This is a genomic window from Hahella chejuensis KCTC 2396, from assembly GCF_000012985.1.
GTDB classification, from domain to species: domain Bacteria; phylum Pseudomonadota; class Gammaproteobacteria; order Pseudomonadales; family Oleiphilaceae; genus Hahella; species Hahella chejuensis.
The window spans coordinates 2,020,915-2,038,645 of the sequence record NC_007645.1; the positions used below are offsets into that span (position 1 = coordinate 2,020,915).

Sequence of the window (17,731 nt, forward strand, 5' to 3'; positions counted from 1 at the left end):
CAAAGGCGGGCGCTTGCGTCCGCCTTGCTTGCATTATGTTCAGCCCTTTGCCTCCACTTCTCAGGACGGTTTGGCCAGACGGCGGATCTGCGGCGCCAGATCTTTTTGCGGAATGACGATTTCCACCAGTGCGGGACAGTCCACCAGGGACTCCACATCCAATAGAATTTTCTGCAGCTCGTCGATGGTCTGCGCCCGGTATCCCATGGCGCCGTAGGCTTTGGCGAGGGATTGATAATCCCATTGCGGCAGAACGTCGAAAGGCGCGAAGCGACCTTCCGGCGTGAACGCCTTGATGTCCACGAAGGCCTGCTCAATGGCGTAGACGCCATTGCTCATCACGAAAATAACGGCGTTAACACGATTGCGCGCCAGTGTGGACAATGACTGGCACATCATCATAAAGCCGCCGTCGCCGGCGACCACATAGGGACGTTTGCCGCTGGCCATGGCGACGCCGATGGCGCAGCCGGTTTCATGGCCGAGGGAACCCCAGATGGCGTCTGCGATAAAGCTGTTTTGAGGCAGGCCGTTGATATTGCTGGCGACATAAAGTGAAGAGCTTTCCCCCAGAATCAGTTCTATTTCCGACAGCAAGCGCTGCTTCTGGAAAAAGTGAGTGAGTTGATCGAAAAAGATGTTGTAGGTGAGTTGGGCGCCCAGTTCCGTATTCCAGCCGGCGCACTCCCCGTCGTCCAGATGGACTTTTATCAATGGGTGTGGAAATCCGTTTTTACTTTTGATATGCGCCGACAGGCCGTCGATGTAATCGGTCATGGCGACATTGCGGAAATACTCATAGCCCACGCGGACTTGTTCGTCGTTAACGAGAATAATGTTGGAAAAGTCGCTCTGCATCAGATCCAGGTAGTCATCTGTAAAAATTACGCCAAGCGCCAGAATACAATCGACATTCTTCATGTATTCCCGTGTGCCTGGACAAGACGCCGCGCCGGCGTAGGCGCCGATGAACTGTGGGTGACTTTCATCGAGGACGGATTTCGCCTCCAGAGTGGTGGTGAAGGGCAGACCGCTGGCTTCCACCATGCGCAGAGCCTGCTCCTGTAAGCCATAACGGGCGATCTCTATACCCAGCATGATCACGCCGCGCCTGGCGTTGATGAGTCTCTGCAGCGTCTCATCCACCACCGCCCGCAACGAAGCCCTGTCGCTAACGGGAGGCTGCGGTCGCAGCGGGTGCTCCGGCTGCCGACAGGGTTCGCCCCATACATTTCGCCAGGCTTCCAGATAAATGGGGCGGCGTTTGCTGATGGCGGCGGTGAGCGCGCGGTCAATCTGTAATGGCGCTTCGGCGGCGTTACTTAAAATCTCCGCTGCGACGGTGACCTGTTCAAAGACTTTTTTATCCGCACTCAGGTTTCCCGTTGAGTGATGAAATAGCACGCCTTTGTCGCGAATGATCAATCTGTCCTGGGCGGAAGGGCTGGCGCTGATCACCACCACAGGGTTGCGCTCCACATACGATCCCGCCACAGCGTTCAACACACTGAAGGTCCCGACGCCGTATTGGACGGATACTGCGCCAATGCCTGCGAATCGGGCGTAACCGTCGGCGGCGTAGCCGGCGCCGAGTTCATTGATGTCTCCCACGGCCTCCACCCCATCAAACTTTTCCAGCGCCTCCATGAATTCAGAGACATAGTCGCCGGGAACTTGAAACACTTTGCGGAGCCCAAGTTGGCGCAGGCGGGTGAGTAGATAGTCAGCGACGGTAAATGAGTTATCCTTCAACATTGTCAATTCCTTTGTATGCAAATTGAGTGACTTCATCCAACACTTTCTTGCAGTCATCGCAGGTGAGACAGTCGCAGCTTTCAGCGCAACCGTCCGGGGAGGGGACCGGCATCAGCGAGAACTGTTGTTCCGGGGGCAGCCAGGAGGGGCGCGACATTGCGAAAAAATCCTCCAGGGTCGACTCGGCGACGGTCAGCGCCCCTTCCACCCATCCCTGATCGTAAGAATAGGCTTCGCCGACAATATAAATCTGTTGATCTTCCACCGGATGGCGCATGCGGCGCATGATCTTGTCGAGCCGATAATTGGCTTTCCATTCATGCCAGCCGCCGCCATAGGGATCGTCGTCCCAGGCGTGATACACCGCGCTGTAAGGCTCCGGCAGCTCGACTTGGTCATGAACCTGGCGCACTTGTTGTTGCGCGGCGCGCACCATGTCTTCGCTGACCTGATAGCGGGTTCTGGGCACGATCCTGTCAGCGCTTATTTCCGTTTCCAGGCAGGACGGTTTATAGCCGATAAAAGGCAGGCCATCCTCAAGGCCTTTCCAGAACGGAACCGTGCCAATGTCGTTATAGGAGGCCATCAGCAGAGAGTTCAGAAATGGCTCGCCGCCGGGTTGTTCACATTCGGTTCCCATGTAGTAAATCTGTCGCACCGGCAGGTCCGTGACGGAGCGTCCCGCCACCAGTCCCAGGCTGCGCCACCAGGGCTTTTCATAGGCGAGGAACAGCTTGAAGGCGGATTGGATCAATACGGACGGCAGGTTCTCCTGTAACCAGGAATCATTGAAAAACTCAGACTGGATCAATTCCAGAGAACGACGCGGCATGGCCAGGATGATGCGTTTGGCTCGCACTATCGTTTCGCCGGATTGGTCTGTGGTTTTTCCGTCAACCGTGCGCGTATGTTGAAAGTGCAGACTGTAGGGGTAGTCTGCGTCGCCGGTATAGCGGATCTCCGCCAGACGGTGATTCATGTACAGCCGTTTGGCTCCGAGCAGATTGCCCGGAGCCTGAACGAACTGCTCGCAGAGCGTCAGCGGCAGCGATTGGAAACCGTGCTTCAGAGTGAGAAATTGGGTTTCGTCACTGTACTCTGTCGCCGGCAGTTGCGTTACCGCATTGGCGTTGGCCACATTGGCGTCGTAACCGCCTGCGTCCTTCATGAACATATAGCCTTCGTTGCTGAGCACCCGGTAAAGCAGATCCCAGAACCCGTATTTCCAGATCTCCTTGCCGAACACCTTCACCCGCATCTGATCGCACAACGATAAGTCTGCGAATCCCGGGTACAGATAGTTCATGATTTTTACTTGCAGATCTTCAGGTCCATAGCCACGTTCGGACCAGACCATGTTGTAGGGGATCTTGTCGGGATGGCTGCTGAAGTCCCGATAGCGGAAGCGCGCACCGCGCAGGAAGAAAAGGTTGTCTTTGGAGCCGACGGGCTCCGGTGCGCCCATGGGAAAGTCTTTGGTCGGCAACTGCAGGTATTTGACCAGATTGGCCACCAGGATATGGGCGTCGGGGATGTAGCGCATTCCGCCGACTTCAGCCACGACATTGGGAAGTCCGGGAAGCGTGATGCTATAAAGACGTCCTCCGATGCGGTCGCTGTATTCAAACAGTGCGATATCCTGTTGCGCGCCGCACTCCGTCTGCAAACGCCAGGCGCTGTACACGCCAGAAACCCCACCACCGACAATCGCGACATCCAAGGTCAATGCAGCGTTATCCATCAGCCCACTCCTTGTCAGCGAAGCGTTATTTATTCCGTTAGTCAGGTATTAAAAAACATAGGCATGGTTTAAAAAATAGCCAAATTGATTTTTGTAAGAGTGGGTTCGGGTTTGTTAAAGAAGTGTTGTAACTTCCTGTGAAAAATATATATTCGCTCGACATTCCCGGCCGTAAAAAAAGTTTCGCCTTTGGGCGCGCGCCGCAGGAATTCCGCCACAGGTAGTGAGAATAAATGACGAGTTTCCTGGCCAAGTCCCTGTTGTTTTCCATTGGCGCATCGGCCTTCGCTTTCGGCGAAGAAGCCAGTATTGAGCGTCTTCCTGACATGTTGGCGAAGATCCAGTATGTCGCCAAGCTGACCGAAGCCTGTCCAGATGATTATCAGTCGGAATATCGCAATTGGCGTAAGCTCAATCGCATCGACGCTATTGAGGCGGTCGTTAATGTTTTACTAGTGGATGATGCGCAGCTTCAGGTTCGCTTAACGGACATCGCCAGGGACGCGGGGGGAAAAGCCAAACTGCACCGCGCCGATTACTGCGTCCATTTGGAGCAAGTCCTCGCCAGTCCAGACTTTATGCCGGTATTGGCATTCCCTGAGCTGACGCAGAAGCTACTTGATGAGACCCCGCAGGAAGCCTTAACAAGCGAAATGGAGCGAGTCGCCGCACAGCCGCTGGACCCGGAGCTAATCAGGCAGGATATGGCGCAAGTAGAAACGGTGATGTTCAATCGCCGCCACCTGCGCATAGCAGGAAAGTCGGCGGTGGTGGATGCGCCCGAGCTGCTGTTTAAAAACGGCGATCTCTGCATGGATGCGAGTGCATTGGTATTTCGCGGTGGCGTTGCGAGGCATAAAGCCAGGCGCCCCGCTAAGTGGACGCGCTGGCGAACCAACAATGGCGAACGCGAATGGTTGAACGGCGAGAAATGGGAAAAGTTCGTCTCCGCCAAAGAGTTCCCGCCGCTTCAAGAAGATTTCCGCATGGAAAACACACTGAGTTTTCAGGAGGAGACGGACGGCGGCGCATTTCCCATAATCAACGTTGTTCGTTACCAGTTTTCCTCCGACGGAAAGTTCACCCGCAATCTGGACTCATACCCAAGCCAGGACGTCCCTTTGAACAATGCCTCCGTCAGCTTTTACTATCCTAAACAAGAAGGCCGTTATGAAATCGACGGCTATCTGCTGACGCTGCATTTTGACGATGGCGAGACTCTCTACAAAACCATCGTTCTCGATAAGAACTCATCATCGCCGGTATGGCTGAATGGGGATGAATATGTGGAATAGTCAGGATTGACGGAGAGGGAGTATGAGTGAAATATAGCCGCCACTATGCGCTGAGTTATAAGCGTTCCTGCTTGTTTTGGAGTTCACATGAGATCCCATTGCCCCGAATGCGGCTTCCTCTTTCCATCTAAAGGGCCAGAGCTGATTGCGCCCAGCAAGACAAGGATCAGGCCCAGTTTTATGTGCCCGCACTGTCGCTCAAAGCTGGTGCAAAAGCCACGCCTTGGTTTGGTGATACTGGCATGTATAAACCTTATATGCGTGGGCATTGTTGCGACAGTGAATCTGGGGTACGCCTCTGTTAGCAAAGAATTACTGATGGCGGTGCTCGCTGTCATAATGACGGTATCCTTCGCCAAGCTCATTCTTTTTATTAAGCAGCCTGACATTTATGAAGTCATGAAACCGCGCTCTGACTCTTAGACTTCCTTGGATCGTCTTGTGCAAATATTTATCCTTCCCTTTTTGAATATTTGTGACATATTATGTCCGGAAGTGTCCTTAACAAGAGGTCTGTGGGTTAGTTATGTTGATCACTAATATCGAAACCATTCCTGGTAAAAATATCGTCAAGCATCTTGGGCTGGTGCAGGGCAGCACGGTTCGTTCTAAGCATGTGGGGCGCGACATCATGGCGGGCTTGAAGAATATCTTCGGCGGTGAGTTGCGCGGTTATACCGAGTTGCTGGAAGACGCCCGGGGCGAAGCGCTGGAGCGCATGAAAAGACAGGCGCGCGGCATGGGCGCCAATGCGGTGATCAACGTGCGCTTCGCCACCTCCTCCGTTGCGCAGGGCGCTGCTGAATTATTCGTTTATGGCACGGCGGTGGTCATGGAGTAAAGCCCATGGAAATGTTTATCAATATAGGCGCTTTTTTGCTGCTGATGGCGCTGGGCTATGGATTTGGACGTCGCGCAGAGAAAGCTCACTTTAAGTCGTTGCGCATTCGTGAAGCCAAACATCGAGCGGTGATTTTATCCATGGGGCGTCATATTCCAGAAGCGCGGGCCAATGTGGAAGCGCGTCTGGTAACCGGCAGCGTGGTGGTGTCCGTTGATTATTTCAAACGCTTTTTCGCCACGCTGCGTTTACTGATCGGCGGACGCCTGTTCAGCTATGAATCCTTACTGGAAAGAGCGCGTCGTGAGGCCATTCTGCGCATGAAAGAGCAGGCTGTTTCCCTTGGCTCCAAAGAGATATACAACGTAAAACTGGAAACCTCGACCATTTCCAGCGGCATGCAGAGCGCCCTGGGCACAGTCGAAGTTCTGGCGTACGGCACTGCTGTAGTAGATAAGTGAGACCTGTCGACGCAGCGGCGAACAATGATATGTCGCCGGTTAATTATGAAAACTCTCTAAAGAAAGTGTCCGGTGGGATTTGACCAGAACAATTCTTTGAGAAAACTAATATTAAGACTGTTTTTACTCTCTTTTCATACCGACACTTGCAGTGTATTACTTTTTATTACATGCATATGTGTAGCTCGGCTCTACGTTGGTGCTGTGTCTAGTTCACATTGGGCCAATAGCGGACATTTGAGTAATAACATGAAACCGCGATCCTCTCATTCTCGTTTGTTAAGCTTTTATTTCGAGGTCTCCCACCATTTGATTTCTGGCTGGTGATGGTCCCCTTTGTTCCTAGCTTACTTTCAGTGGAAAGAGGCCGAAACGACCGTGTTGAGGGTTCTTCGTGAATACTGTCAGTCCGAGTTGGCCTTCAAACGCCTCTGGCGGATGTTCGTTTTCGACAATAATAATCTGGCTGTCAGAATGTTCTTCGATTAAATATTTGTAGAATTTTTGCTTTAGAGCTGAGCCTTGTAGGCTGTCACCTTCGCCTTCTGGTTTGTAGTAGGCGAGTAAGGGGGAGTCAAGCACAACAAACCCAGGATGCGGGAGCGAGCGCTCCTTACAAAATTCCAGCAAACCTAAGGTTGTTGCAGCGTGCGTTATTGCTCTGAGACCTTTTCCCCTATTACCGCGAAGCTTACCGTTGATAACGAAGTCCATGGTTGTTTCGTCAAAGTGAACATGTCCGGTATCAGGAAAGTCCCAAGCTTCAAGTATTTTTTCTACCGTTTTGGAAAAATCATGTAGTACTTGAGTTGATAGCTTCGTAGCTATTTTTTTATCTCCACCTTCAGTTTTCTCTTCATCTCCAAAAAACTCTTCATGTTGTGCACGAAGCTTATCTAGTCTAGTAAACAAGGAAAGACGCGAAATAGCTTTGCTTCGAGTATCCACAAACTCGGTGTAGTTAGATTGCACATCTGACAACTCCGGTGCAATTGCGCTTTTGATTTCATTATCAACGCAGTTAAAATTTGCCTCGATTTTAACAAGGTCTTCCAATAAGCGGCCTGATTCCTCTTTTAATGCAGTTACCGTAGAGTCGAGATCACTTGCTAATCTCTTAATCTTCTCCATCTCTGCTACTGCGGCAATGACTATGGATTCTACGTCGCCCTCACACTCTTCCATACTATGCTGAGTTTCAGGTGAAGCACCGCACAGCGGGCAAGGCACACGCTCATGGTGGACGAAAAGTGAGCCGGATTCTTCAATTGCCATCAAGCGATGCAGGTCTGTAACATATTGAGCCTTTAGCAAAGCAAAGCGTTCTAACATATGGGCTATGTCATCAATTCTATCTTTGACTAGCTCGCGGTTCCTCACAATTTCCCGTCTTTGGGTTGTCATTTCATTTAGCTGTGACTGAGCTAATTTAAGCTGTTCTTTACTGAACGAAATAGACGCCTCAAGCTTTCCGAGTTGTTCTACTAGTTCTTCACGGCTATAACCGTGTTCACTAATTTCGTCCTCCAGGTCACTTATCCATTGTTCGAGGAGTTCTGCTTTAGCTTGGTCATTTGATTCGGATTGTTTGCGAGCATCCGCCAGCACTATAGCGCTATCATCTGTCCCAGTAAGCATTAGCTTCAAGGTGGACTTTTCAGCAGTTTTGGAAACATGCTGGCCAGATAAGAACGGAGAGTCCTGGCGTATTATTTCCTGTTCATTAACAATGATGAGCCTAGCGATATCGCGGAAACTTAAGGATCGACATTCTCCGTTCGCATTCTTTCGGACATATTTTCCTAGCAAATCTATACACCCAAGAAGCCATCCAGAAATGTTGTCCTCTCGGCCTGCGGCGTGTTTCATTTTTATCGAATCGCTTTCTTTAGCGTCGGTTTCAGATTCAATAATACCTTCGTATACCCGATAGTTACCGCCTTCTATGCTGCGTTCAAATGTCCAGGAACCTTTCTTTGAGGAGTCGACAGCAATACGGGCTTTGTCATATCCGCCAAGCTCTGGAATTCCACGTAAGTCTTTACCACCAAGTAAGAAATCAATAGCTTCTACAAGGAAGGACTTTCCAGTGTCGGATGCTCCGCATACAACGCTCAAGCTTTGATCGAAACTAACCAAAGCGGGGTCAACACTGGGGCCTAAGAAGCTTATGTTTCTTATTTGAATTGTCTCATTCATCTGATTAACCGCCACCTAAACCTTGTGATGGATGAAATTGGGTAGTCCATTTATCAAAAAAACCGTTTATTAATTTATGAAGCTCAGACGTGTCCATATTGCTAAAGGTTGTTGCAACCCAATTTGCTTTTTCTATCAGCAAGAGCATATACGGAGTAGCCAGTGAATCGACAAATGGTTTGGCATAGTCACTTGCTTGATAAACAATACCTTCTGCATGAGCAATTCTGGTAATAAGGCCTCGGCTCATCATTAAAGAAAGCCCTGACTCAATAATTCTACGTCTAACCAAAAGCTCGCCTTCTCTCATAGGAAGAGGTGGGTGAAGGCTCTCGGGTCCTCCTACGTCTCCGGAATGGACAACCAAGTAGTCGAAGTCAACAAGTCGCTGCAAATCCAATGCATCTGGAAAGTTCGCTGTCAGAATGACCAATGATCGAACTCCTGTCTCCAAGGCACTGTTAAATACCGTGACATATGGCTGCTGCTGATCACTCATTGTGTTTGCTCCAACTCAACCGGTTGTCATTAACTAGCTGGTGGCACATTCCTTGTTTGTCCCTCACTCGTGTAACACTTGCCAACGGGCTAGCCTCGACAGCCACATTAGCAGCTTGGCTCATTGTTGCATTTAAGCGATCCATATCGCATTTGTGCTGAGACTCGCAGACATCCACAATACCATCAAAAATATCATCCTGAAGAGCTTCGAAGACACCAGAGGGAACCGTATCTCGGGAAAAGTTACGTAGGGACTCAGCATGATAAAAGCGTTCACGTTGTCTTTGAAAGTGGGCGCGTAAGTTGTCGTCTTTGTCGAGTAAGGAAAGGTCTGGCGTTTGCTGGTATTCACCAATGAACTGCGCGTATACGCTCAGAAGTTGCTTTACGTAACGATGATCCAGAGATACTGTATCTTCCGGTGGAATTTCAGGCTCAGGACGGATACTGAGCCCTCCTCCAAACCTAACAGCGTGAAACCGTGTGGATGCGTGTTGTTCAATCATCCGAACCAGCGAAATTGAGCCGAATATAGTGAAGTCAAAACTTTGCAAATGTGCTAGAAGATCGCCCTGAAGTTTTATCTTTGCAGTCGATGTGATGTCATCCTCGCAGTACTTCTCCCAGTTTTCCTTAAGTTCTTCTTTTAGCTTCGAAGCATTGGCTAGCAGCTTGCCCAGCTTTGTGCCGATATTTTTGGGAGCGACAAAGTAGTACTTTCGTGGGGAGGGGAACTCACCGCAATATGTAAAGTAAATAATTTTCCCGAACTCAACCCAGATATCTGAAGGCGTTAATGGCTTATCGTAAAATTTACATTGGTAGTTGTCCCACCCGTTACTGAACTGGTTTGAATTAATAAAACCTACAACGTCCAGTCCTTTGTCACCTGCGCCAGCAAAGCGTTTAACGCAATAATATGAACTTTTCAGAGATGATGCCCATTCCTCGGTAAACTCCTCCCATTCGTCCGCGCCGAATAGCTGTACGCGCTGTGTTTTCGGGATGGGAACGCCTGAAATTACATGTGCGGAGCTATACAATCCTTTCTGAGGATTGGGTGAGAGCTCTTTAAAATCACCTTCGTTCATCGTTTTATTTCGAAATCAGAGAGTCAAAGATATTGATTCTGCCGCGATATTAATAGTTTATAAAGCAATTTCAGTAAGGCGTTAATTTATCAAAGCAGCGACCACCTTAAACTGGACTAGATCACCTAATGTATTGATCTTGTGGATATAAATGAGGTCATCTAGTTAGGCCGAATGTCCGTTGAAGTGGGTGATTCGTGAACGATTCAGTATGTTAATAAAGCACAAAGCAAACCATCTGTTAACGTTGGAATACCGTGAAGCGCGCTGGTTGCTGGTTTTGTTTTCCGTCTCCGCCGCACTGGTTTCCGCTCTGTTGTATAAGTCCTTCAGTTGGATTGGCGTCGCCGCTCTGGGGTTAACGGTCCTGGTATTCGCATGGTTCGCAATGATCTCCGTCAACGCAACCGTTACGTTGGACAAAGACCGCGATCTGTTCGCCTGTACGCAAAAACGACTGTGGCGGAAAGCGGAGCGGTTCGAATGCCCACTGCATGAAATTACCGACGTCATTTTGGAAAGCGAAGACGACGCCACTCGTTTAGGGTTTGTCATACAGGGCAAAACCTTGTACCCCAGCGAAATATTCTCTTCCAGCGCTTGGCGAAGCGAAGAACGGGTCTATCGGGCAGTACGCGACTTCTTATTTGGCTGATGGCGAGAATTCAGTCTAAACAAATATTTACTGGCTAAATCTACAACTCAACTTTAGCATTCGCCCTATTCTTGTTGATAAATAGGGTGTTATGCAAATGAAGTTACGTCTGGCTCTGTGTTTGATTCTGGCTGCGCCGATGCTCGTCAATGCAGGGATTAAAGATGAAAATTTTGGCTCTGCGACCGTGGCGCAGGTCACCAGTATTTATGATGGCGACACCTTTCGCGCCGACATCGCAGATTGGCCGGCGATTGTCGGGCAACGTATCGGCGTGCGCATCAAGCATATCGATACTCCTGAGTTGCGCGGTTCCTGTAAGAAAGAAAAAGCTCTGGCGCTGAAAGCGAAGCAGTTTCTGGTGGAGAAGCTGAGAAACGCCAAACAGGTGAAGCTGGAGAATATTCAGAGGGATAAATATTTCCGCGTGCTGGCGGATGTGGTGGCGGATGGCGAAAGCCTGGGGCAGTCCCTGATCAAAGAAAAGCTCGCCGTTCCCTATGAAGGAGGAACCAAAATTGACTGGTGTAAAGCTTGAGTTAGGTCAACGACTTAACTTGCAGGCGGGGGCGCTGGTAAGCTGGGAGGCGCAGATTTATCCTGCTGAACACCGTCGCTATAAGGAGATTTCACGTTGGCTAAAGTTTTATCCGTTAGCAAGAGCGCAGAACATAGGTTTTCCAAAACGCAGGCTCCCACTATCCATTTGATCGCTGGCGAAGGCGTTGATGGCGACGCTATCGCCGTATCGCTGCCGCCTGAGCCCTATCTGCCGCTTGCTCCTGTTTAATCCCAGCGGACTCTGACATGCGTATCCGTCCCGCTGCAATGGAAGACGCCCCAGCCATCGCCGTCATTCATGTGGCGGCGTGGCGGGAGGCTTATCGCGGCCTGATGTCGAGTGAATTTCTGGCGTCTCTGTCTGTGGAAAAAAGAACGCAGCAATGGACGGCGGCGTTAGCGCAAGACAGCCCGATATTGCGTTTGGTGATTGAGCATGAGGGGCATGTCGCTGGATTTTGCAGCAGCGGCCCGTTTCGCGACGAGCAACTCGCCGGGGAAGAGGGCGTCGAGCTGTACTCCATCAATATTGATCCCAACTACTGGCGACATGGCCTGGGTAAAGGACTGCTGGAGTATGTGAGTGACTACTATTTACAGAAAAAAGCCAAGGCCATATACCTGTGGGTATTGAAAGGAAACCTGCGCGCCATGGAGTTTTATAAAAACCTGGGATTCCTGCCCGATGGAAGATCGAAGGTGGACTGTGGACATGCCGGCGAGCCGCTGCATGAGTTGTTATTTGTCAGGAGATTATCGATTTGAGCAAACCTGCTGACTTCATTCAAAAATGGCGTGAACAAGGTCATCCATTCCATCCTCCCGCCACGGTCGATGCGGTTAAACATACATTCTCCCATTGTGGCCTGCATGCGACGCAGGACATCTTAGAGTTCTATCTTGCGTGTGATGGAATGAGCGATTTTGGCGCGGGACTTATCCGCTTTTGGCCTCTTGCCGAGATTGCAGCCCGCGCCCCAGACAGGAGTAAGTATGGCGTGCTTTTCGCTGACTACCTCCTGGAGAGTGAACTTTACAGATTAAAGCCTAAAGATGAATACACCACTCTGGTGTACAGAGATTATTTTGGTGGAAGTGAACCTCAGTTAGTCTCGCAAAGCCTGGGCGAATTCTTGCAAAGAGTAGACACTGAAAACCTGTAGTGCGAAGGGTAACCAGGCTATGAATAAACATTTCTCTCGCGAATCGAAAATGATGTTGTTGCTGCCGATTATTCTGTTGGCGCTTGGTTTAATTGGCGTGAAGGTTATCCCGACGTTGAAACAATATCTGGCGGAGGATGACTGCTCTCAAAACGCCGTTCACGCCGCCGCCGATCAAGGCTGTTCCTCCGCTTCTACTCCTGCCTCGAAAAACTGATCTGTCGGTCAGCTCCCTTTCTCTTTTTATCTAATGATCTAATGCTTGAAATCACCTGTTTGGGCGGTTTCGCGTCTGCTTTCTAACGCTTATAGTGGCCCACAGGAAATAAAAATATCCGCGTTTGGCGCAGACAGGGTCCGCCGAACGTTAAAACAAAAATAACAACGGAACAAAGGTTCATCGTTATGTTTTTCAAGGAAAAGCACAGGCTTGCTTTGGCCTGCGGAGTGGTTGCCGCGTTATCCTGCAGTTATTGGTTGTTGGGCGGTGAGGGCGCAGACATCTCGGAAGCTGAAGCGGCGATGACGCCTGCCGTCGACTCTCCTTCTGTCGCGGCAGCGGCTGTTGCGCCAGTCAAGAAAACCGCCTCGCCTGGGATATCGTCTCCCTCTATGGAACCCGGTGTGACGGAGAGCGAAGAAGATCAGGAAGCCAGCGAGAATCCTTTCTTTGAAAAGGAAGTCAAAGCGCGCCTGACGCAGATCGCCGATCAATATCAGGACCAGATTCAATACCCCAGTTTTTCCAATCCGATACGAGATAAAGAGGCGCTCGCCAAGTATCTCCCCAATAAAAGCATTCCCGCTGGCATGCCTTTGGACTTCAAAGATCCAGACAGCCCCCGCATCAGCCTCGAAACGACTAAGAGCCAGTACTTCATTGGCGAGGACATCGTCGCGTCGGTGAGCGTCACCGGGCTGCAGGCGGGCATCATGGTCGAGGCGGAGGGGCGCTTGGTGGAGCAGGGGAACGCGTTGGCGGTGACCGAAGGGGTTCAGCGCGGCGGCTCCGCGTTCAACCTGATCTTCTCCGGTGATGACCCCGCGCTGGCGGACGCGGGAAGCGATCTCCGCGTCATCGCCAATCTGACCATCAACGGCCGCGCCTATGAAATCGGAACCCCGGTTTCCTACACCCCGAGTGTGGCGCAGGTGACCCATGTGGGGGCGGCGGAAGTGCGCGGGGCCTATTTGTACATTCCTTTGCATGTCCGGGTGAACGCGCCCGGCTATCACGAAGTGTCGGCGATTCTATACAGCGCTGACGCTGCGGAACCTTTAGTGCATTTATCCGCGCAGGAAGACATCCAAGTGGAAAACGGCTTGGCGTACCTGCGGGCTCACATTGCGGCGCTGAAACAGAAAGGCGACGCCGGCCCCTATCGGCTGCGGGACATTTCCTTAACCCGGATGCCGGCCCCACCGACTTATCAAACCGAATACGGAAGCGTCGCCCAAAGCTCTTTTGCGGTGAACGGATTCCCTTTCTCTGATTACGACGATGTTCCCTATGTCGATGAAGACGCGCAGAAGCGGTTGGAGTTTCTGCGCCAGTTGGGAAGCGTGCAGTAAACGGGCGCGACGTTGCGGGCGTTAACCCTGCAGCGCCCCCGGTTCTCGAAAACAAAGATAAAAAAGGAGATTTAACGTGAAAACACTCAAGCTATGGCTGACAGCAATGTTGATGTTCGCCGCCTGCGGCACCGCCAAGGCGCAGTTGGCGGGCAAGAACGTCCTCTTGATTCAGGGCTTTTTACCCCAGCATATTCTGTTTAACCCTACTGACCAGGGGCGGGCGGATGGCATTGGGTATTGGGACGGCTTCGACGCCTCGCTGAAAGATCCCGCCACCACCCGCATTCTTTACTGGCCTTCGCACTACCGGTTGCAGGGCGCTGGCGGCATCGCCGCGTTGATCGCCAATCAGTTGCAGCCGATTCTTTCCTCTGGTTTCTGCGATAACGAGTGCGTTGTAATTACTCACTCTACCGGCGATCTGGTGATGCGCTATGTGCTGTCCAATAAGAATTCCCTGTTGGGTTCTTCTCTGGCGCAGCGCTTGAAAGTCACGGCGGTCATCGACATGGCGGGAGCGGGCGGCGGCACCGAACTGGCTAACTTCGGGGTGGATCTGATCAATGGCGTTAACCATGGCGCCGAGGTGTTGGAAGCGTTGCTGGAGTTTCTGGGGTATGACATTCCGCTGGGCATCAACCCAGGCGTAATGCTGGATCTGCAGACCTCTGTCGCGCGTAATACCGCAATCAATAATCTGCCCGCCATTCCCCGCTTGAGAATCGCCTCAACTGGCAGCGAGTTTTACGGCTTTGCGACGCATCCTATCATCAAAGGCAAGGACGACAGCGTGGTGCCGTTGCATAGCGCCTGCGGCGCCGCTTATGACGGCGCATTGGATTCCTGCGTGCGGGATTTGCGCGTGGATGGCCGTGTCACCAGCGTCAGCAAAGCGCCTTCCCTGAGCCAACTGTATGACTATCACTATCCCATCATCATGAGCGAGAAAATGGCGCACAACGAAATGCAGGCCAACAAACGCGGCCGGGACATGACTTTCGCATTAAGCGGCGCTGACCGCTATAACGCCGGCGCGCGCACCATCGGACTGGACGTGGAGTATCACTCCGTCTACGCCTGGTGGGACTGGTTCCGGGAATACCGTTACATCACCGATGCAGACGACAAAACCATGGGACGGGTCATTATGGATTCTTTTGAATAAAGTGCGCACTTATTAATCAGGCAGACAAATAGCTTCCTTCTATTTGTCTGCAACGACGGGGCCTGCACAGGTCAGGCCCCGTCTCCCGCGGCTCGTCGCCGCGCAGGCGCATCCATGCGCTTGATTATCAACATGTCAATATCACTGCCATGTTAATAACAAACAAAAAAGGCGGCTAGCGTAAAAGCTCAGTCGCCTTTTTTATAATATATTGAAAATTAAGGTATTTATTCAGCTTGGGTTCATGGGTTTTCGTTACAATATCCTACCTGTAAATGAAGAGATGTATTTATCAAGGGATATCATAACGTATGAAAAAAGTGATTTTATTGGCGGCGGCGATGGGATGTGGAATGCAGTCTGTAGGGGCGGAAGAGACCAAAATGCGGGCGGCTGGAAGTAAGGTTATCTATATTGAAACGACCCAGACGGATGAGTTTGACCGCCGCGAATACGAGCAGGATTCCCGTGGGCGGGGATACGATTATGAATCTCATCACCGCGCTAATCGTAAGCTGAGGAAACGAGTCAAACAGCTTGAGCTGGCGGTGAGGCAGCTACAGGATACCGTCTTCGAGCTGCAGAATGCGGCGCCTCCCGCGCCTGCGCCTAAGTATTCCTGTCTGTTAAGTACGCATAAGGGGACGTTTATCGGCTCCGGCATGTCTAAGCTGGAAGCGAAAGGCATCGTGGTCCAGCAATGCGAAGCTAATAATCCACCCTATCTGTGTGGAATTCATAACGTCACCTGCGAAAAGAACAAATAACTATTTTTTCGCCAGATGCGGTCTGGTCATTGGACCGCATCTGGCCGCCTGGGCGTGGGGATACGTGAAAGAGAGAGTTATTCAGTTTAAGTTCATGATTTGCCGTTACAATGGCTTCCCTATAACTAACGAAGCGTTTCAACTGGGGAAACCATTAAAAATGAAAAAAGCGATGTTGTTGGCGGTGGCGCTGGGAAGTGTAATGCAGAACGCAGGAGCGGAAGAATTCAGCGTGCGGATGGGCGGTGAAAAGATCATCTACATTGAAACCTCAAAACAGGATGAATTTGACCGTCGCGATTATGACCAGTACATGCGCGAGCGGGGGTATGACTATGAGTCTCACTACCGCGCCAATCGCAAACTGCGGGAGCGGGTCAGGAATCTTGAGCTGGCGGTAAGGCAGTTACAGGATACGGTCTATGATTTGCAAAACGCAGAGCCTACGCTTCCCCCTGTGTCGCAAACTCAGTATTCCTGCATCCTGAAAACCCATAAGGGCACTTTCACGGGGATTGGCCTGACCCAGTTGGAGGCCACTGGTAAGGCGGCGCAGCAATGCGAGTCCAAAATCGATGCGTTCTGGTGCGATATCGATAAAGTGAAATGCGACGCCAACTGATCTTGCATCAAGCGACGGCCTCTCACGGAAGCCGCCGCTCTTTTTCCCCTCGCTCTTTTTTTCCTATATACACGTGTTGATGGATCGGCAGTAATCTGTTTTATCACAACGCAGACTGGTGCGGTGGGAGGCTGAAAACCCGAGATAATCCATCGATCCCACGGCGTAATACTGCCACCAGAAATAATGCGCGCGTCCGGCCAGCGAGTGGCTGAGGTTGTCCTCCCGATAACAGGCCGAGACCACCGATCCTGAAGTGGGCGTCGTCGTGCCGGTTAACCTGTCGACAATACGCTTGATGAACTGCATTTGCGGTCCTTTCTGGGTGAGGTAGTCCAATGTTCCATGGCCCGTGTCCGCGTACCCCCACCAATCCCAGCATCCATCCCTGTTCATGAAGTCATTGCTGGTTTGCGGATAAACCACGATGATGCGATTGCTTTCCGCCCAGGCATTGTAGCCGGCGTGACGGGCGAAGGTGTCTTGCAACGTCGAGCGATTCTGTTTGCAGCCATGCAATGCGATATGGACGCGGCAGGCGGCCTGGGCCTCCCGGCATGCGTCGGGAACGTAGATATAGCCGGTTTCGTCCAGGTACTGCGAATAACTCAGCAGGCTCTGGTCGAAGGTCAGCAGGTTCTCCGGTATCGCCGGCGCCGCCGGCGCCAGCGGACCATAGATGTGGTTCAGCAGCAGCCCCGCGGCGTCATACTCACAGGCGCCGAGGTAGGGGGAGTCGCTCTGCGCGCAGTCCGCCCCAAAGTTTTGCGTCGGCATGGCGTGACCGGCGTCGATAAGATCGATATTGACGGAAACGTTCTGGCTGCCGCTTAAGGTCTGATACATCTCCGCCGCCCGTTGCGAGGAAGCGGCCCATACCCGACGATCACTTTTACCGTGGAAGATCCAGACGCGGTCGTCGCGCAGAAACTCTAATCTGTCGATGTCGCCTTGATCCGCCATAGCTTGCGTCAGCGCAATAAACTTCTCCGTATCCGGCAGATCGCCCTGACTCATACAGCGCCCGACGGCCTGGGTCAAACTGCCTTCCGCGCACCCGTAAGGACCGCCCGCCACCAGTCCCGCGCCCATGAAGGTTTTGGAATAGGCCACATGGGCCTGCATGGCGACGAAAGCGCCGGAGGATAAACCGGAAACGGAGATTTGGGCGGGATCGACATTGAGACGGCGTAAATCAATGTTTTCCCGCCCGGGAGATACAGCCAGTCCGGCGCCGCCGGCGGCCAGTGTGGAAGTCATAACGACCGCGCTCTTCAACGTCATGAATCTGTTCATATTCGGCCCCCTGAGTTGTTGTCGTACGTCCCTGGAGAGCGTT

At 51.7% G+C, this 17,731-nt stretch carries 19 protein-coding genes; 13 read left to right on the plus strand and 6 right to left on the minus strand.

The genetic code is table 11. The annotated features are described in order from the left end of the window. Positions 1-60: 60 nt before the first annotated feature. The gene (locus HCH_RS08980; RefSeq protein WP_011395885.1) at positions 61-1,755 is read right to left on the minus strand and encodes an alpha-keto acid decarboxylase family protein; all 1,695 of its coding nucleotides are present in this window, start codon (positions 1,753-1,755) and stop codon (positions 61-63) included. Continuing rightward, positions 1,742-3,496: a flavin monoamine oxidase family protein gene (locus HCH_RS08985; RefSeq protein ID WP_011395886.1), complete on the minus strand. Its 1,755-nt coding sequence runs from the start codon at positions 3,494-3,496 to the stop codon at positions 1,742-1,744. The genes HCH_RS08980 and HCH_RS08985 overlap by 14 nt, the downstream gene beginning before the upstream one ends. Before the next feature lie 233 nt (positions 3,497-3,729). Between HCH_RS08985 and HCH_RS08990 the strand changes: the two genes are divergently transcribed. The 3 genes from HCH_RS08990 to HCH_RS09000 all read left to right on the plus strand — a co-directional run bounded on the left by HCH_RS08990 (position 3,730) and on the right by HCH_RS09000 (position 6,093). Further along, a complete protein-coding gene (locus HCH_RS08990; RefSeq protein ID WP_011395888.1) occupies positions 3,730-4,791 on the plus strand; it encodes a hypothetical protein in 1,062 nt (353 codons plus the stop codon). A 526-nt stretch (positions 4,792-5,317) separates the two neighbouring features. Then, the gene (locus HCH_RS08995; protein ID WP_011395889.1) at positions 5,318-5,632 is read left to right on the plus strand and encodes a YbjQ family protein; all 315 of its coding nucleotides are present in this window, start codon (positions 5,318-5,320) and stop codon (positions 5,630-5,632) included. A 5-nt stretch (positions 5,633-5,637) separates the two neighbouring features. Beyond that, positions 5,638-6,093, plus strand: a complete 456-nt coding sequence (locus tag HCH_RS09000) for a YbjQ family protein (protein WP_011395890.1) — start codon at positions 5,638-5,640, stop codon at positions 6,091-6,093. A 342-nt stretch (positions 6,094-6,435) separates the two neighbouring features. On the opposite strand, the gene HCH_RS09005 is transcribed toward HCH_RS09000, so the two are convergent. The 3 genes from HCH_RS09005 to HCH_RS09015 are packed head-to-tail and all read right to left on the minus strand — an operon-like array spanning position 6,436 to position 9,884. Then, positions 6,436-8,292 (minus strand): hypothetical protein, encoded by a 1,857-nt coding sequence (locus HCH_RS09005; protein WP_011395891.1) that lies wholly within the window; start codon positions 8,290-8,292, stop codon positions 6,436-6,438. A 4-nt stretch (positions 8,293-8,296) separates the two neighbouring features. Continuing rightward, a complete protein-coding gene (locus HCH_RS09010) occupies positions 8,297-8,791 on the minus strand; it encodes an ABC-three component system middle component 2 (protein WP_011395892.1) in 495 nt (164 codons plus the stop codon). Continuing rightward, positions 8,784-9,884, minus strand: coding sequence for an ABC-three component system protein (locus tag HCH_RS09015; RefSeq protein ID WP_011395893.1), 1,101 nt, complete (start codon positions 9,882-9,884; stop codon positions 8,784-8,786). The genes HCH_RS09010 and HCH_RS09015 overlap by 8 nt, the downstream gene beginning before the upstream one ends. A gap of 211 nt (positions 9,885-10,095) precedes the next feature. Between HCH_RS09015 and HCH_RS09020 the strand changes: the two genes are divergently transcribed. From HCH_RS09020 to HCH_RS09060, 10 genes are all read left to right on the plus strand, one after another. After that, positions 10,096-10,539 carry a hypothetical protein gene (locus HCH_RS09020; RefSeq protein ID WP_011395894.1) on the plus strand — a complete coding sequence of 148 codons (444 nt, stop codon included), beginning with the start codon at positions 10,096-10,098 and terminating at the stop codon, positions 10,537-10,539. A gap of 97 nt (positions 10,540-10,636) precedes the next feature. Continuing rightward, on the plus strand, positions 10,637-11,077 hold the full coding sequence (locus tag HCH_RS09025; protein WP_148212526.1) for a thermonuclease family protein: 441 nt from the start codon (positions 10,637-10,639) through the stop codon (positions 11,075-11,077). Positions 11,078-11,173: 96 nt separating this feature from the next. Further along, positions 11,174-11,329: a hypothetical protein gene (locus HCH_RS34160; protein ID WP_011395896.1), complete on the plus strand. Its 156-nt coding sequence runs from the start codon at positions 11,174-11,176 to the stop codon at positions 11,327-11,329. A 17-nt stretch (positions 11,330-11,346) separates the two neighbouring features. Next, positions 11,347-11,865 carry a GNAT family N-acetyltransferase gene (locus HCH_RS09030; RefSeq protein WP_011395898.1) on the plus strand — a complete coding sequence of 173 codons (519 nt, stop codon included), beginning with the start codon at positions 11,347-11,349 and terminating at the stop codon, positions 11,863-11,865. Further along, a complete protein-coding gene (locus HCH_RS09035) occupies positions 11,862-12,263 on the plus strand; it encodes a hypothetical protein (protein WP_011395899.1) in 402 nt (133 codons plus the stop codon). Before HCH_RS09030 ends, HCH_RS09035 begins: the two co-directional genes overlap by 4 nt. Positions 12,264-12,282: 19 nt before the next feature. Next, entirely contained in the window at positions 12,283-12,480 is a 198-nt protein-coding gene (locus tag HCH_RS09040) for a hypothetical protein (RefSeq protein ID WP_011395900.1), read from the plus strand. 188 nt (positions 12,481-12,668) lie between these two features. Further along, on the plus strand, positions 12,669-13,835 hold the full coding sequence (locus HCH_RS09045) for a hypothetical protein (RefSeq protein ID WP_011395901.1): 1,167 nt from the start codon (positions 12,669-12,671) through the stop codon (positions 13,833-13,835). A gap of 76 nt (positions 13,836-13,911) precedes the next feature. Next, complete coding sequence (locus HCH_RS09050) at positions 13,912-15,003, plus strand: hypothetical protein (protein ID WP_011395902.1); 1,092 nt, start codon at positions 13,912-13,914, stop codon at positions 15,001-15,003. A gap of 311 nt (positions 15,004-15,314) precedes the next feature. Next, positions 15,315-15,770 carry a hypothetical protein gene (locus HCH_RS09055; RefSeq protein WP_011395903.1) on the plus strand — a complete coding sequence of 152 codons (456 nt, stop codon included), beginning with the start codon at positions 15,315-15,317 and terminating at the stop codon, positions 15,768-15,770. 160 nt (positions 15,771-15,930) lie between these two features. Next, positions 15,931-16,392: a hypothetical protein gene (locus HCH_RS09060; RefSeq protein ID WP_148212527.1), complete on the plus strand. Its 462-nt coding sequence runs from the start codon at positions 15,931-15,933 to the stop codon at positions 16,390-16,392. A gap of 63 nt (positions 16,393-16,455) precedes the next feature. Here the strand turns inward: HCH_RS09060 and HCH_RS09065 are convergent, their stop codons facing one another. Next, on the minus strand, positions 16,456-17,688 hold the full coding sequence (locus tag HCH_RS09065; protein ID WP_011395905.1) for an extracellular catalytic domain type 2 short-chain-length polyhydroxyalkanoate depolymerase: 1,233 nt from the start codon (positions 17,686-17,688) through the stop codon (positions 16,456-16,458). Between the last annotated feature and the right edge of the window lie 43 nt (positions 17,689-17,731).

Bases quoted from the DNA above. Each gene is read 5' to 3' on its own strand.
- HCH_RS09060 (WP_148212527.1), top strand. From the start codon at position 15,931: ATGAAAAAAGCGATGTTGTTGGCGGTGGCGCTGGGAAGTGTAATGCAG.
- HCH_RS09010 (WP_011395892.1), bottom strand. From the start codon at position 8,791: ATGAGTGATCAGCAGCAGCCATATGTCACGGTATTTAACAGTGCCTTG.
- HCH_RS08985 (WP_011395886.1), bottom strand. From the start codon at position 3,496: ATGGATAACGCTGCATTGACCTTGGATGTCGCGATTGTCGGTGGTGGG.
- HCH_RS08995 (WP_011395889.1), top strand. From the start codon at position 5,318: ATGTTGATCACTAATATCGAAACCATTCCTGGTAAAAATATCGTCAAG.
- HCH_RS09040 (WP_011395900.1), top strand. From the start codon at position 12,283: ATGAATAAACATTTCTCTCGCGAATCGAAAATGATGTTGTTGCTGCCG.
- HCH_RS09045 (WP_011395901.1), top strand. From the start codon at position 12,669: ATGTTTTTCAAGGAAAAGCACAGGCTTGCTTTGGCCTGCGGAGTGGTT.
- HCH_RS08990 (WP_011395888.1), top strand. From the start codon at position 3,730: ATGACGAGTTTCCTGGCCAAGTCCCTGTTGTTTTCCATTGGCGCATCG.
- HCH_RS09025 (WP_148212526.1), top strand. From the start codon at position 10,637: ATGAAGTTACGTCTGGCTCTGTGTTTGATTCTGGCTGCGCCGATGCTC.
- HCH_RS09005 (WP_011395891.1), bottom strand. From the start codon at position 8,292: ATGAATGAGACAATTCAAATAAGAAACATAAGCTTCTTAGGCCCCAGT.
- HCH_RS09030 (WP_011395898.1), top strand. From the start codon at position 11,347: ATGCGTATCCGTCCCGCTGCAATGGAAGACGCCCCAGCCATCGCCGTC.
- HCH_RS09065 (WP_011395905.1), bottom strand. From the start codon at position 17,688: ATGAACAGATTCATGACGTTGAAGAGCGCGGTCGTTATGACTTCCACA.
- HCH_RS09020 (WP_011395894.1), top strand. From the start codon at position 10,096: ATGTTAATAAAGCACAAAGCAAACCATCTGTTAACGTTGGAATACCGT.
- HCH_RS09055 (WP_011395903.1), top strand. From the start codon at position 15,315: ATGAAAAAAGTGATTTTATTGGCGGCGGCGATGGGATGTGGAATGCAG.
- HCH_RS08980 (WP_011395885.1), bottom strand. From the start codon at position 1,755: ATGTTGAAGGATAACTCATTTACCGTCGCTGACTATCTACTCACCCGC.
- HCH_RS09015 (WP_011395893.1), bottom strand. From the start codon at position 9,884: ATGAACGAAGGTGATTTTAAAGAGCTCTCACCCAATCCTCAGAAAGGA.
- HCH_RS09000 (WP_011395890.1), top strand. From the start codon at position 5,638: ATGGAAATGTTTATCAATATAGGCGCTTTTTTGCTGCTGATGGCGCTG.